This window comes from Xanthomonas codiaei (genome assembly GCF_002939785.1).
Lineage (GTDB): Bacteria > Pseudomonadota > Gammaproteobacteria > Xanthomonadales > Xanthomonadaceae > Xanthomonas > Xanthomonas codiaei.
Window position 1 is genome coordinate 44,566 of the sequence record NZ_MDEC01000024.1, and the last position, 14,246, is coordinate 58,811.

The 14,246-nt window shown below is 67.7% G+C and carries 12 protein-coding genes and 1 pseudogene; 8 read left to right on the plus strand and 5 right to left on the minus strand.

The genetic code is table 11. From position 1 onward, the window contains the following. The first annotated feature begins 130 nt into the window (after positions 1–130). From XcodCFBP4690_RS16165 to XcodCFBP4690_RS16175, 3 genes are all read left to right on the plus strand, one after another. On the plus strand, positions 131–514 hold the full coding sequence (locus tag XcodCFBP4690_RS16165; RefSeq protein ID WP_167394670.1) for a DUF2946 family protein: 384 nt from the start codon (positions 131–133) through the stop codon (positions 512–514). Positions 515–569: 55 nt separating this feature from the next. Then, positions 570–1,835, plus strand: a complete 1,266-nt coding sequence (locus tag XcodCFBP4690_RS16170) for a TolC family protein (protein WP_104542440.1) — start codon at positions 570–572, stop codon at positions 1,833–1,835. Between the two features lie 203 nt (positions 1,836–2,038). Further along, a complete protein-coding gene (locus tag XcodCFBP4690_RS16175) occupies positions 2,039–3,310 on the plus strand; it encodes an efflux RND transporter periplasmic adaptor subunit (RefSeq protein WP_104542442.1) in 1,272 nt (423 codons plus the stop codon). 259 nt (positions 3,311–3,569) lie between these two features. On the opposite strand, the gene XcodCFBP4690_RS16180 is transcribed toward XcodCFBP4690_RS16175, so the two are convergent. Further along, positions 3,570–3,824, minus strand: a complete 255-nt coding sequence (locus tag XcodCFBP4690_RS16180) for a hypothetical protein (RefSeq protein ID WP_146091924.1) — start codon at positions 3,822–3,824, stop codon at positions 3,570–3,572. 71 nt (positions 3,825–3,895) lie between these two features. Between XcodCFBP4690_RS16180 and XcodCFBP4690_RS16185 the strand changes: the two genes are divergently transcribed. From XcodCFBP4690_RS16185 to rpmG, 3 genes are all read left to right on the plus strand, one after another. Next, positions 3,896–7,090: an efflux RND transporter permease subunit gene (locus tag XcodCFBP4690_RS16185; protein ID WP_104542446.1), complete on the plus strand. Its 3,195-nt coding sequence runs from the start codon at positions 3,896–3,898 to the stop codon at positions 7,088–7,090. A 316-nt stretch (positions 7,091–7,406) separates the two neighbouring features. Further along, positions 7,407–7,643, plus strand: coding sequence for a 50S ribosomal protein L28 (gene rpmB, locus XcodCFBP4690_RS16190; RefSeq protein WP_002809459.1), 237 nt, complete (start codon positions 7,407–7,409; stop codon positions 7,641–7,643). A gap of 13 nt (positions 7,644–7,656) precedes the next feature. Beyond that, positions 7,657–7,824 (plus strand): 50S ribosomal protein L33, encoded by a 168-nt coding sequence (gene rpmG / locus XcodCFBP4690_RS16195; protein ID WP_002809462.1) that lies wholly within the window; start codon positions 7,657–7,659, stop codon positions 7,822–7,824. A gap of 282 nt (positions 7,825–8,106) precedes the next feature. Here the strand turns inward: rpmG and XcodCFBP4690_RS16200 are convergent, their stop codons facing one another. From XcodCFBP4690_RS16200 to XcodCFBP4690_RS16210, 3 genes are all read right to left on the minus strand, one after another. Next, positions 8,107–9,129, minus strand: coding sequence for an amidohydrolase family protein (locus XcodCFBP4690_RS16200; protein ID WP_104542448.1), 1,023 nt, complete (start codon positions 9,127–9,129; stop codon positions 8,107–8,109). 76 nt (positions 9,130–9,205) lie between these two features. Then, complete coding sequence (locus tag XcodCFBP4690_RS16205; RefSeq protein WP_104542450.1) at positions 9,206–10,261, minus strand: 4-oxalomesaconate tautomerase; 1,056 nt, start codon at positions 10,259–10,261, stop codon at positions 9,206–9,208. Further along, positions 10,254–10,925: a 4-carboxy-4-hydroxy-2-oxoadipate aldolase/oxaloacetate decarboxylase gene (locus tag XcodCFBP4690_RS16210; protein WP_104542452.1), complete on the minus strand. Its 672-nt coding sequence runs from the start codon at positions 10,923–10,925 to the stop codon at positions 10,254–10,256. Before XcodCFBP4690_RS16210 ends, XcodCFBP4690_RS16205 begins: the two co-directional genes overlap by 8 nt. Positions 10,926–11,026: 101 nt before the next feature. Between XcodCFBP4690_RS16210 and XcodCFBP4690_RS16215 the strand changes: the two genes are divergently transcribed. Beyond that, positions 11,027–12,337: a LysR family transcriptional regulator gene (locus XcodCFBP4690_RS16215; RefSeq protein ID WP_104542454.1), complete on the plus strand. Its 1,311-nt coding sequence runs from the start codon at positions 11,027–11,029 to the stop codon at positions 12,335–12,337. Positions 12,338–12,350: 13 nt separating this feature from the next. Beyond that, on the plus strand, positions 12,351–13,769 hold the full coding sequence (gene cls, locus XcodCFBP4690_RS16220) for a cardiolipin synthase (protein WP_104542456.1): 1,419 nt from the start codon (positions 12,351–12,353) through the stop codon (positions 13,767–13,769). Positions 13,770–13,779: 10 nt separating this feature from the next. Here cls and XcodCFBP4690_RS16225 read toward each other — a convergent pair. Next, positions 13,780–14,166 (minus strand): annotated as a pseudogene (locus XcodCFBP4690_RS16225) (VOC family protein). Positions 14,167–14,246: the final 80 nt, after the last annotated feature.

Consider the following 14,246-nt stretch of genomic DNA (forward strand, 5'->3'; position numbering starts at 1 on the left):
CACCGCACCCCCGTAGGAGCGGCCCTGGCCGCGAAGCCGTCCCGATAGCCGCCACGGCTAATGCGGGCCCCCGCCCGCCATCGCCCATCTGCGATTGTGTAACCGCGCTGGCCCCGATACGCTGCCGCCCATGCTGCTCCGCCGCGCCCGTCGATTGCCTTCCTTGCTGCGCCTGATGGCGTTGCTGGTACTGGTGCTGGGCGTGCTGGTGGCACCGGTGGCCTGCGCGCTGGGCGATGTGCATGCGCTGGCGCACGACCAGGCACACCTGGACAACAGCGCACCGCACGGCCACGACGGTGCCGACGAAGACGATGCCGGCGAGCGCGATGGAGCCGGCCTGCTGCATGCCCTGATGCACAGCGGCTACTGCCATGGGCATAGCCCGGCGATGCTGCCGGCGCTGGCCTGGGGGCAGTTGCCGCTGCGCGCGCAGGTGCAACCGGCCGCGCTGGTCACCGATTACCGATCGCACCGGATCGAAACCCTGTTGCGGCCCCCGATCGCGGCCTGATGCCTTGCCGGCGGCTGCCGGCGGTCCATCGATCCCGATTCGCGGAGACACCCACATGTGGTTGCGACTGGCGGCTGTTGCCGCCCTCGCGGTCGTGCCGTGCGCCATGGCGCAGGACGTACCGCCCCAAACCGTGCTGACCCTGGACGACGCCATTGCGCGCGTCGCCGCCAAGCACCCCGATCTGCGTCTGGCCGACGGCCAGCAGGCCGTGCTCGCCGCCGAGGCGCAGCGCGATGCCCTGCGCCCGCCGCTGCGCGTGGGCGCAGAGATCGAAAACGTGTTCGGCACTGGGCCGACCCGCGCGCTGGACCAGGCCGAGCTCACGGTCACCCTGGCCAGCGTGCTGGAACGCGGCGGCAAGCTGGATGCACGCCGCACCCTGGCGCAGGCGCGCATCGATGCGCTGGCGCCACAACGCGCACTGGCGCGCCTGGACGTGCTGGCCGAGGTGGCGCGCCGCTACCTGGCCATCACTGCCGCACGCCAGCGCCACGCCATTGCGCTGGAAACCCTGGCGCAGCGCCAGCGCACGGTCGCCGCCGCGCGCCAGCGGCTGCAGGCCGGCGCCTCGCCGGAGTCGGTGCTGCTCGCCGCACAGGCATTGCAGGCGCGTGCGGAACTGGAGCGCGACCGCGCACACCTGGACGTCAGCACTGCACGTCGGCAACTGGCGCTGCTGTGGGGGGCGCGTAACCTGGACGCCGGCGACACCAGTGGCGATGCCCTGCAGCTGCCGGACATTCCGGACTTCGAGGTGGTGGCGCAGTTGCTCGACAGCACGCCGGAACTGGCCCGCCTGACCAGCGAGCAGCGCCTGCGCGAAGCGCGGCTGCAGCTGGCCCGCAGCCAGGCCAGCCCGGACCTGGACTGGCAAGTGGGTGTGCGCCGGCTCGAAAACAACAACGCCACCGCGCTGGTAGGCAGTGTGTCGCTCGCACTCGGCAGTGCCGGTCGCGCGCAGCCGGAGATCCGTGCCGCACAGGCCGAGCTGTCGCTGCTGGACATCGAACGTCAATCGCAGGCGTTGCAGCTGTACGCCACCCTGGCCGATGCGCACGGGCGTTACCGTGCCGGCCAGCTGGAAGTGGCGCGCATGCGCGATGAGGTGTTGCCGGCATTGGCGCGTGCCGATGCGGCGGCCGAACGTGCCTACCGCGCCGGCGCCACCAGTTATCTGGACTGGGCGCAGCTGCAGGCGCAGCGCAGCGATGCACGCCAGCAGCAGCTCGCTGCCGCAGTGGAAGCGCAGACCGCCTTGATCGAGATCCAGCGCCTCACCGGCCAACCGTTTGTCGTCACCGCGCAGGCAACCCCATGAGCGCGTGCACGGTGATGTCCACGCATGGCTATGCGCTGGGTGACTCCCTGCTGCCCACCGGGGTGGTCGGCACGCGCGCGGCAGTCGTCTTGCACACGGGGGGCGACCGCTATGGGTGCATGTCCGCCAACGCGCGCTGTGCGCCTTCTCCATTCGCTGCACTGGTCGGCGCACTGCGCCGGCCTTCCAAAGGAGTTCCATCGATGACGCACTCCATTCTTGCGCCGCTGCTGCTGGCGCTGCTGCTCGGCGGTTGCGGCCGCACTGAAGAAGACGGCCATGCCCACGCGGGTGGTGAGGCAGGACACAGCGAAGAGGGCGGCAGCGATCATGCCGACGAAGCGCCCAAGGGCACGCACGGCGGCCGCCTGCTCAGCCAGGACGGCGACAGCGTGGAGCTTGCGATCGCCGAAGATGGCGGCCCGCCTACGTTCCAGGCCTGGCTGTATCGCGATGGCAAGCCCTTGCCGGCCAGCGCCGGCAGCGTGGAGATCAAGACCACGCGGCTGGGCGGCAAGGTCGACACCTACCCATTGCGCGCGCACACCGACGGCAGCCTGCTGGCCACCAGTGAAGTGGGCGAGCCGCATTCGTTCGATGTGGAAGTGCGCGCCAGCGTGCAGGGCAAGACGCATCGCTGGAGCTATTCCAGCTACGAAGGCCGTACCACGATTGCCGCAACCATTGCACAGGAAGCCGGCATCCGCGTGGCACCGATCAGTGCCGGCAGCATCGCCGATCAGCACGAAGTGCAAGGCTTGCTGACGCCGGCAGAAGGTGCGCAGGCGCAAGCGACCGCGCGCTTTCCCGGGCCGGTGCGCAGCCTGCGCGCCAACGTCGGCGATCAGGTGCGTGCCGGCCAGGTGCTGGCCACGGTGGAAAGCAATCTGAGCCTGACCACCTACGCGGTCACCGCGCCGATCAGCGGCACTGTGCTGGGGCGTAATGCCAGCCTGGGCAGCAATGCCAGCGAAGGCCAGGCCTTGTTCGAGATCGCCGATCTGTCGAGCTTGTGGGTGGATCTGCACATCTTTGGCGCCGATGCCGGGCATATCACCGCCGGCGTACCGGTCACGGTGACCCGCATCAGCGATGGCGTGGTGGCGCAGACAACGCTGGAACGCGTGTTGCCGGGCACGGCCACCGCCAGCCAGAGCACGGTGGCGCGCGCGGTGCTGCGCAATACCGACGGGTCGTGGCGGCCAGGGTCGGCGGTCAAGGCGCGGGTGACGGTGGCGCAGCAGCCGGCGGCGATGGTGGTGCCGGTGGGGGCGTTGCAGCGCTTTCGCGAGTGGGACGTGGTGTTCGTGCAGGTGGGCGAGGTGTACGAGGCGCGGCCGGTGACCTTGGGCGCGCGCGATGCGCAGCAGGTGGAAGTGGTGTCGGGTGTGGCGCCGGGCGATGCGGTGGTGGTGGAGCAGAGTTATCTGGTGAAGGCCGACATTGAGAAGTCGGGGGCGTCGCATGATCATTGAGCGCGTTGGTTTGGGTGGCATTGCGTTGTCGAGTGGGGGCGTTTGTTGGGTGCCGGGGGATGCGCCACGTTCAAGGTGTTCGCGCCCTCTTGGGCTAGGGCAAAGGCTTTCGCGCCCTGTCGGGCACGAGTTACTTTTCTTTGCTTGTGCAAAGAAAAGTAACCAAAAGAAAGCACACCCCGTCCTCGCGCCCTCCGCGCCTGCGGCGCTACGGGTGCGCAAGTCCGGCAGAAATTTTTGTAAGGGACATCCATGTCCCTTACAAAAACGTCGCGCATCCATGCGCGCCGCCCTGCGGGTTGTATCTGCCGGCCTTGCCGCTGCGGTATGGGGCCCCGAAAGCAGACAGCAACGGCAACAGCAACGGCAACAGCAACAGCAACGGCAACAGCAACAGCAACAGCAACAGCAACGGCAACAGCAACAGCAACGGCATCAACAGCAACAGCAGCGCTGGTGTGTGGGTGGGTGTTCGTTTGGCGTGTTGCGGCGTGTCGCGATGTGGAGGCGCCACTGTCTGTCTGTGTCACGCCTAAGGGGACGCACGGCGCTTTGCGGTGCCATGTCTGCACGGGGGGGCGTGTCATGCTGACCAATATCATTCGCTTTACAATCGCGCAGCGGTGGTTGATGCTGGCGTTGACGGGGGTGTTGGTGGCGATCGGGGCGTGGAGTTTTTCGCGCTTGCCGATCGATGCGACGCCGGATATCACCAATGTGCAGGTGCAGGTCAATACCGCAGCGCCGGGGTATTCGCCGCTGGAGTCGGAGCAGCGGGTGACGTTTCCACTGGAGACGGTGCTGGCGGGATTGCCGGGGCTGGAGTCCACGCGCTCGCTATCGCGCTACGGGTTGTCGCAGGTGACTGCCGTGTTTGCCGATGGCACCGATCTGTACTTTGCGCGGCAGCAGGTGGCCGAGCGCTTGCAGCAGGTCAAATCGCAGTTGCCGGCCGAGCTGGAGCCGCAACTGGGGCCGATTGCCACCGGCCTGGGCGAGATCTTCATGTACACCGTGGAGGCCAAGCCCAATGCGCGCAAACCCGATGGCACCGCATGGACAGCGACCGATCTGCGCACCCTGCAGGATTGGGTGGTGCGGCCGCAGCTACGCAATGTGCCGGGCGTTACCGAGGTCAACACCATCGGCGGCTATGCGCGGCAGATCCATATCACGCCCGATCCTGCGCGGCTGGTCGCGCTGGGTTTCACCCTGGACGACGTGGCGCGTGCGGTAGAGGCCAACAACCGCAACATCGGTGCCGGTTATATCGAACGTAACGGGCAGCAGTTTCTGGTGCGCGTACCAGGGCAGGTGGACGACATCGCGCAGATCGGCGCGATCGTGCTGGATCGCCGCGAAGGCGTGCCGATCCGGGTGCGCGATGTGGCGCAGGTGGGCGAGGGCCGTGAGTTGCGCACCGGTGCGGCCACGCAGGACGGCACCGAGGTGGTCCTCGGCACGGTGTTCATGCTGGTCGGCGCCAATAGCCGCACCGTGTCGCAGGCCGCTGCGCAGCGCCTGAAAGTGGCCAACGCCAGCCTGCCGGCCGGCGTGCAGGCAGTGCCGGTGTACGACCGCACCGCATTGGTCGACCGCACCATCGTCACCGTTGCCAAGAACCTGATCGAAGGCGCCTTGCTGGTGATCGTGGTGTTGTTCCTGTTGCTGGGCAATGTGCGTGCGGCCTTGATCACTGCGGCGGTGATTCCGTTGGCGATGTTGTTCACCCTCACCGGCATGGTGCGCGGTGGCGTGTCCGGCAACCTGATGAGCCTGGGCGCGCTGGATTTCGGCCTGATCGTCGATGGTGCGGTGATCATCGTGGAGAACTGCCTGCGCCGTTTCGGGCAAGCGCAGCTGCGACTGGGGCGCGTGCTCGAGCGCGAGGAGCGTTTCGAAGTGACTGCCGAGGCCACTGCCGAAGTGATCCGCCCCAGCCTGTTCGGCCTGGGCATCATCACCGCGGTGTATCTGCCGGTGTTCGCGCTGTCCGGCATCGAAGGCAAGATGTTCCACCCGATGGCGATCACCGTGGTGCTGGCGCTGACCGGCGCGATGTTGCTGTCGCTGACCTTCGTGCCGGCGGCCATTGCATTGCTGCTGGGCGGCAAGGTGGCCGAGCACGAAAACCGCGCGATGCGCTGGGCGCGCGGCGTGTATGCGTCCTTGCTCGATCGCGCGCTGCGCCACGGACGCTGGATCGGTATTGCGGCCCTTGCGACGGTGGCGTTATGCACCGTGCTGGCCACGCGCCTGGGCAGCGAATTCATCCCCAACCTGGACGAAGGCGATGTAGCGCTGCATGCCTTGCGCATTCCCGGCACCAGCCTGGAACAGGCCATCACCATGCAATCCACGCTGGAAAAGCGCATCAAGCAGTTTCCGGAAGTGGCGCATGTGTTCGGCAAGCTCGGCACCGCCGAAGTCGCCACCGACCCGATGCCTCCGTCGGTGGCCGACACGTTCCTGATCATGCATCCGCGCGAACGATGGCCGGATCCACGCAAGCCCAAGGCGCAATTGCTCGCCGAGATCGAAACAGCGGTCAAGCAATTGCCCGGCAACAACTACGAGTTCACCCAACCGATCCAGATGCGCATGAACGAGCTGATTTCCGGCGTGCGTGCGGATGTGGCGATCAAGGTGTACGGCGACGACCTGGATACGTTGCTCGCGCTGGGTCAGCGCGTGCAGGCCATCGCCAGTGCGGTGCCCGGCGCCGCCGACGTCAGCCTGGAACAGGCCAGCGGCCTGCCGATGCTGGCGGTGGTGCCCGACCGCGCGGCCCTGGCCGGCTATGGGCTCAATCCCGGTGTGGTGCAGGACACCGTGGCCGCGGCGGTGGGCGGGCAGGAGGCCGGGCAACTGTTCGAAGGCGACCGCCGTTTCGACATCGTGGTACGGCTGCCCGAGGGCCTGCGTCAGGACCCGGCCGCCTTGGCGGACCTGCCGATTCCGCTGCGCGGCGATGGCGAGCGGGGCGATGCCGACGAATCCAGCCGCGCGGCCGGCTGGCGTAGCGGCGCGCCGACCACCGTGCCGTTGCGTGAGGTTGCCAGGATCCAGGCCGTGCTCGGCCCGAACCAGATCAACCGCGAAGACGGCAAGCGCCGCATCGTGATCACCGCCAATGTGCGCGAGCGCGATCTGGGCAGCTTCGTGGCCGAGGTGCGCCAGCGTGTGCAGACGGAGGTCGCATTGCCCACCGGTTACTGGATCGGCTACGCCGGCACCTTCGAGCAACTGATCTCCGCCGGCCAGCGGCTGGCGTGGGTGGTGCCGGGCACCTTACTGCTGATCTTCGCGCTGCTGTACTGGTCGTTCGGCTCGCTGCGCGATGCGGTCGTGGTGTTCAGCGGCGTGCCGCTGGCGCTGACTGGCGGGGTGGTGGCGCTGGCCGCGCGTGGGTTGGCGTTGTCGATCTCGGCCGGTGTCGGTTTCATCGCGTTGTCGGGCGTGGCGGTGCTCAACGGCCTGGTGATGATCGCCTTCGTGCGTGGCCTGCGGGCCGAGGGCATGCCGCTGGAGCAGGCCCTGCGCGAAGGCGCGCTCGCCCGCCTGCGGCCGGTGTTGATGACCGCGCTGGTCGCCGCGCTGGGCTTCGTGCCGATGGCCTTCAACGTCGGCGCCGGTGCCGAGGTGCAGCGCCCGCTGGCCACGGTGGTGATCGGCGGCATCGTCTCGTCCACCTTGCTCACCTTGCTGGTGCTGCCGGTGCTGTACCGCTGGCTGCACCGCGAGCGGCCGGGCCGGCTTGTACCGAGGCCGGTTGGTTGAGGCCTGACGCGATCCCGGCAGGCGCCTCTGCCGGGATCCGGATGGCGGTACTCTCAGCCAGCGGCTGGGTGAGCGACGGCTGCCGGGCGCCAGGGGGTGGCGGCTGAGGCTAAGTGCTTGCGGCACAAGGGCTTGCCGTGCATAATACGCGGCTCGCTGTGCCCGGATCGCTCCGGATGGCGGTGCCCAACGCGATGGGGTGCCGGCTTGTTCCCAGCGGTAAGTGATTGATTCCCAACGTTGCGTGGCAGCCAAGTGCTGTCGGGGCCGCCGTTTTCCTGGCTAAGGAAGACACCAAACTTTATCGAGGTGCGTAATGTCCCGCGTATGCCAAGTATCCGGCAAGCGTGTGCAGACGGGTAACAACGTCTCCCACGCAAACAACAGAACCCGTCGTCGCTTCCTGCCCAACCTGCACGAGCGCCGTTTCTGGGTCGCCAGCGAAAACCGCTGGGTGAAGCTCCGTGTCTCCGCGCATGCATTGCGCACCATCGACAAGAACGGGATCGATGCCGTTCTGAAAGAGCTGCGTGCGCGCGGCGAAAAGGTCTGAGGAGTAAGCAGTCATGGCAAAAGGCAAGCGTGACAAGATCCGTATGATTTCCTCGGCCGCTACCGGCCACTTCTACACCACGGACAAGAACAAGAAGAACACTCCGGGGAAGATGGAAATGATGAAGTACGACCCGGTCGTGCGTAAGCACGTGATGTATAAGGAAGGCAAGATCAAGTAATCCACCGATTACCCGATCTGCATCCAGTCAAACACCCGCCGCAAGGCGGGTGTTTGCGTTTAGGGAGTGTTGCGGGGGTGGGGGGATCGCAACAATGGTCTAAATCCGCACACTTCCTAGGCCACTCCACCTCGGCGGACTGTATCCCCTCTCCTACGGGAGAGGGGTAGGGGTGAGGGTACGGGGCGAAGCCACTCGCAGTGGTTGGAGTACCAGAGGCTTCGCACGTACCCTCATCCGCCCCTGCGGGGCACCTTCTCCCGATGGGAGAAGGGAACACCGCTACAACCCACGCGCACGCAGTTGTGCGTCCAGGCGCGGGTACACCCGCCGCGCATTGCCTTCGAATACCTTGCGCTTGTCGGCATCAGAGATCGCCAATGCGTCGATATAGCGTTTGGTGTCGTCGAAGTAGTGCCCCGTCTGCGGGTCGATGCCGCGTACCGCGCCGACCATTTCCGAGCCGAACAGGATGTTGTCGATGTCGATGACTTCGAACAACAGGTCGATGCCGGGTTGGTGATAGACGCAGGTATCGAAGAACACATTGCGCATCACATGCGTGGCCAATGGCGGCTTGCCCAGCATGTCGGCCAGGCCGCGAAAGCGGCCCCAGTGGTACGGCACCGCGCCACCGCCATGCGGGATAATGAAGCGCAACTCGGGAAAGTCGGTGAACAGGTCGCCTTCCAGCAACTGCATGAAGGCGGTGGTGTCGGCGTTGAGATAATGCGCGCCGGTGGCGTGGAAATTGGCGTTGCAGCTGCCCGAGACGTGCACCATCGCCGGCACGTCCAGTTCCACCATCTTTTCGAAGAACCGATACCAGGCACGGTCGGTCAATGGCAGGCCGGTCCAGTGGCCGCCGGACGGGTCGGGATTGAGATTGCAGCCGACGAAGCCGAGCTCGGTGACGCAGCGTTCCAGCTCGGCGATCGAGTGCGCGATCGACACGCCCGGCGATTGCGGCAGTTGGCAGACGCCGATGAACGTGTGCGGATACAGCTGCACCACGCGCGCGATCAGATCGTTGCAATGGCGCGTCCAGACCTGGCTCACCGCTTCATCGCCGATGTGGTGGGCCATGGTGCTGGCGCGTGGCGAAAAAATCGTCATGTCGGCGCCGCGCTCGCGCAGCAGGCGCAGCTGGTGCTGCTCCACGCTATCGCGCAGCTGGTCGTCGGAGATGCGCGGATACACCGGTGCTGCCAGACCTGGGTCGTTGTAGTGCGCAATCTGCGCCTTACGAAACGCATCGTGCGCGTCAGGCGCGGTGGTGTAGTGGCCGTGGCAATCGATGATCATGGCAATGCCCGTCGTGAAGCGGAGAGAGGTGATGGCGCGCAGTCGAATGCCGGCGCGCAGGGCAGGGTGGCGAGGCTCACGCAAACAACTCGCCATCGAACAGTTTGCGTGCGGTCCTGATCACCGCGGCGCGCACCACCGCGCCGTGTGCGTCGCACGCGATGAGGCAGCTGCTCATGCCGCTGGGGTGCTCCACCTCCACCTGCTGGGTGCTGCCGCCGGGCAACCGCGCCAGCGCATGCGCGGGCGAGTCCGGCAGCAGGCAGGCGGTGGCGACGCTGACTGCGCCCAGCACGCCGATGGACGCGTGGCAGCGGTGCGGAATGAACGAGCGCACGCTGATCGCACCACCGTTGCGCGGTGCGGCCACCAGCATCATCTTCGGCACCGTCGCAGCGCCGACATCGCCCAGCCGCATCAACGGGCCGGCCTGCAGGCGAATGGATTCCAGCCGCGCCTTGAGCGAGGCATCGGCATCCAGCGTGGCACGGTCCTCGTAGCCGCTGATTCCCATGTCGCTGGCACGCAGCACCACGCAGGGCATGCCGTTGTCGATCAGGGTGAGCGGCACGCCATCGAGCGTGTCCATCGCACGCCCGGTGGGCAGCAGCGCGCCGCAGGAAGAACCGGCGATGTCGGCAAAGGCCAGTGCGACCGGGGCGGCGGTACCCGGCACGCCATCGATGCGGGTGTCGCCGCTGTAGCGCACCTGTCCGCCCGGCGTGCGCACGCTGGCTGTGGCCAGGGTGCCGGTGTTGCGCATGAAGATGCGCACGTCGGTGACGCCATCGCATGCCGGCAGCAGGCCGCGCTCCAGCGCGAAGGGGCCAACACCGGCCAGCATGTTGCCGCAGGTCTGCGCATCGCTGACCTGCGCCTGGTCCACGGCCACCTGCAGGAACAGGTACTCCACGTCGGCATCGGCGCGCGTCGAACGCGACACCACCGCCACCTTGGAGGTCAGCGGGTCGGCGCCGCCCATCCCGTCGATCTGGCGCAGGTCCGGCGAGCCATAGGCGCGCAGCAGGAAGGCATCGCGCGCGGCGGTATCGCCGGGCAGATCCTCGGCCAGGAAGAAGCCGCCCTTGGAGGTGCCGCCACGCATCCACATCGCGCGGACGCGCTCAGACATAGCGCAGTCCCTTGGCCGCCAGCCGCTCGCGCATCGCGTAGATGTCCAGGCCCAGTTCGCCGCGTGCCAGCCGTTCGCGCTTGAGCGCCTCGCGCGCCTCGCGCGCCTGCGCTTCGGCCAGCACGTCCGCGGCGCTGGCGCGCGGCACCACGCACACGCCGTCGTCGTCGGCCACCACCACATCGCCGGGCTGGACCAGCTGCCCTGCGCAGACCAGTGGCACGTTGACCGAGCCCAGCGTCTCCTTGATGGTGCCCTGCGCGCAGATGGCGCGGCTCCAGGCCGGGAACTGCATGGCGGTGAGGTCGCGCACGTCGCGCACGCCGGCATCGATGATCAGCCCGCGGCAGCCGCGCGCCTGCGCCGAGGTGGCCAGCAGGTCGCCGAAGTAGCCGTCGCAGCAGTCGCTGGTGGGTGCCACCACCAGCACGTCGCCGGGCTGCAGCTGTTCGATGGCCACATGCATCATCCAGTTGTCGCCGGGCGGCACCGACACCGTGACCGCGGTGCCGGCCACGCGGCAGCCGGCATAGATCGGGCGCAGCCGGTGATGCAGCAGGCCGCTGCGTCCCTGCGCCTCGTGCACCGTGGCCACCCCGGCCTGTGCCAGCCCGTCGACGATGGCGATGGGCGCGCGCGCGACCTGGGTGACGACCTGGCTCATCCATCCATCCTCGTTAGTGGTGCGCCGAGTCTGCGCGGCGAGAGTCAACGTGCTCAAGATTCATTTGAGGTATGCGTATTGGTTTTGCTTATAGTTAGAGCATGCCGCCGCTACCGGAACCGAACCTCCGCCATCTGCATGCCCTGGCCGTCGTGCAGCGGCTGGGCAGCATCAGCGCGGCCGCGCCACAGGTGAACCTGTCCCAGCCCGCCCTTACCCAGGCGGTGGCGCGGCTGGAGCAGCAGCTGGGCGTGCGCCTGTTCGACCGGCAGCCGGGCGGGATGCTGGCCACCGAGGCCACCGGCCTGGTGGTGCCGCGGATCGAGCGCGCGCTGGCGCATCTGGGCCGCGGCCTCCGGGTGGCGCGGCGCGCGCTGCGCTTGCCCGCCCGCCCGGGGCTGGAGCGGCGGGTGTCGCTGGGGCAGTTGCAGGCGCTGGTGGCGGTGGAGGCGGCGGGCAGCTATTCGCTGGCGGCAGTGCAGCTGGGCGTGTCGCAGCCGGCGGTCTACCGCGCGGTGCAGTCGCTGGCCGATGTGATCGAAGTGCCGCTGACGGTGCGTCGCGGCAAGGCGGTGCAGCCCACGCCGGTGGCCGAACGGCTGCTGCGGCAGGTGCGGCTGGCGCTGGCCGAGATTCGCGCCGCGCTCGATGAAGTGGCCGCCCTGCGCTCGCAGCATGCCGGCCGGGTGGTGGTGGGGGTGATGCCGCTGGCCCGCGCGATCCTGCTGCCGCAGGTGCTGGCGCGCTTTGCGCGCGCGCACCCGGCCGCCAGCATCAGCGTGGTCGAAGGGCCGTATGCGGAACTGCTTGCCCATCTGCGCGACGGTGGGCTGGACCTGCTGATCGGCGCGCTGCGCGAGCGCCTGCCGGTGCGCGATGTGCTGCAGGAACCGCTGTTCGACGACGAGCCGGTGATCGTGGCGCGCAGCGCCCACCCGCTGGCCGGGCAGCCCTACGGATTTGCGCAGTTGCTCGACTACCCGTGGGTGATCGCCGCGGCCGGCACGCCGGTGCGCGAGCGCTGGGAGCGCATGTTCCGCGACCGCCAGCTGCAGCCGCCGCCGCTGCGCATCGAATGCGGGGCCGAACTCACCGTGCGCGGGCTGTTGCTGGAAGGCGACTGGCTGACCCTGATGTCGCGCGACCAGTTCCTGTTCGAACGCCGCGCCGGGCTGCTGTGCGAGATCGGCCGCGCCGGGCCGCAGTTGCGCCGGCAGATCGGCATCACCGTGCGCAGCGACTGGCATCCCACCCGCGCGCAGACCGCCTTCGTGCAGACGCTGCGGCAGGTCTGCGCCGAGCGCGTGCAACCGGCCGACGCGCACGGCGGTCCGTTTCGCCACTGCATCGTGCCGGCGGCGCAGGCGTCTTTGCCTTCACGCCCGGCCGGGTCAGAATCGGCTTCCTCATGAGAACGGAGCGCCGATGCTGCCCGATTGGGTGACAGGCACCTGGCTGCTGGCGCTGGACTGGGTGATCCGCCTGGCCGCGTTGCTGTGGATTCCCGCCCGCACCACGCCCGGGGCGGCGCGCAGCTGGCTGTTGCTGATCGGATTCGTGCCGGTGGTGGGCCTGCCGCTGTACCTGTTGTTCGGCCATCCATGGTTGTCGCGCCTGCGCGTGCAGCGCCAGGCCACCGCCTCGCAGGTGATCCGCGAACAACAGCTGCCGTTGCACGCATTGCGTTGGCAGCCGCCGCCCGACACCAGCAGTGCCGAGGTAGTGCCGTTGATCGAGCGGCAGGGCGACTTCATGCCGACCCTGGGCAATGCGGTGGAACTGCTCGACGACTACGCGCAGTCGTTGCAGGCCTTGATCGCGGCGATCGATGCGGCCGAAAAACGCGTGCACCTGCTGTACTACCTGATGTTCGACGATGCGGTGGGCGATGCGGTGGTGGCAGCGCTGGAGCGTGCACAGGGGCGTGGCGTGCGCTGCCGCGTGCTGCTGGATGCGGTGGGCGCCAAGCGCGGCCTGCGCCGCTATCGCAAGCGCCTGCTGGCCGACGGCATCGAAGTGCTGGCGGTGCTGCCCGGCGGCCTGCGCTGGCGCCGCAGCGGTCGCATGGATCTGCGCAATCACCGCAAGATCGCAGTGATCGACAATCAGGTGGGCTTTGTCGGCTCGCAGAATCTGGCCGAGGCCAGCTTCATCGATGGGGTACCCAACCGCGAACTGGTGGCGCGCGTGCGCGGGCCGGTGGTCAATCACCTGGAAGCGGTGTTCGCCAGCGACTGGTTCACCGAAACCGGGCAGCGCCTGGACGTGTGGCCGGATGCGCCGGTGTGCGATGCCAATATCGCCACCCAGCTGCTGCCCAGCGGGCCGGCGTATCCCTTCGAGAACGCGCGCGATGCGATCAATGCGGTGATCCACCTGGCACGGCGCAGAGTGGTGCTGGTCACGCCGTACTTCGTGCCCGACGAAGCCTTGCTCAGCGCATTGCGCATCGCCGCGGTATCGGGCGTGGAGGTGCAGCTGATCCTGTCGGAAAGCAATAACCAATGGCTGGCGGCCTGGGCGCAGGAGGCCTATTTCGACGAGTTGCTGCGTTGCGGGGTGAGGATTGCGCTGTACCGCCCGCATTTCCTGCATGCCAAGCATCTGAGCGTGGACGAGGAGATCGCGCTGGTGGGCTCGATCAACCTGGATATCCGCTCGTTCGCGCTCAATGCCGAGATCGGCATGCTCTGCTACGACCGTGGCGTGGTGCAGCGACTGCGCCAGATCGAACAGGACTATCTGGCCAATGCGCGCCCGCTGGAGTTGGAGCAGTGGCGCCGCCGCCCGGCCTGGCGCCGTAGCCGCGAAGGCATCGCGCGGCTGGCCGATGCGTTGATGTAGGGATGGCGCTTCAATCCAGGCGCATGACCTGGAACACGTTTCCCTCGGGGTCGTGGCCGTCGTACATCTGGTAGGCAAAACCGGCGTAGCGTTTGAGTTCGCCTACCTGCACGCCGGCGCGCTGCAGGTGTTGCCGATGCACGGACAGGTCCGAGGCGATGGCGAACACGAATTTGAGGGTGGAGCCGGTTGCCGGTGCCGGTGCCGGCGACGCCGACGGCTGCCGGTAGGCGTCGCCCACCCTGTGCAGTGCCAGCTCGATCTGCCCGGCTGCGAGCACAACCCATTGGCCGGCGATCTCCTCGATGACCGGAAGTGCAAAGTGGGTCTGCTAGAACGCCTTGAGCGCAGCGACATCGCGGGCATAGACGATGAGCCGGACCAGGGCGGTGGACATCTGTGAACCTTCCGTAGCGTCATGCGATACGTCAATCGTACGCCTGCGATGCGATGCAGGTATGCGGCGGGTCGGTAAGG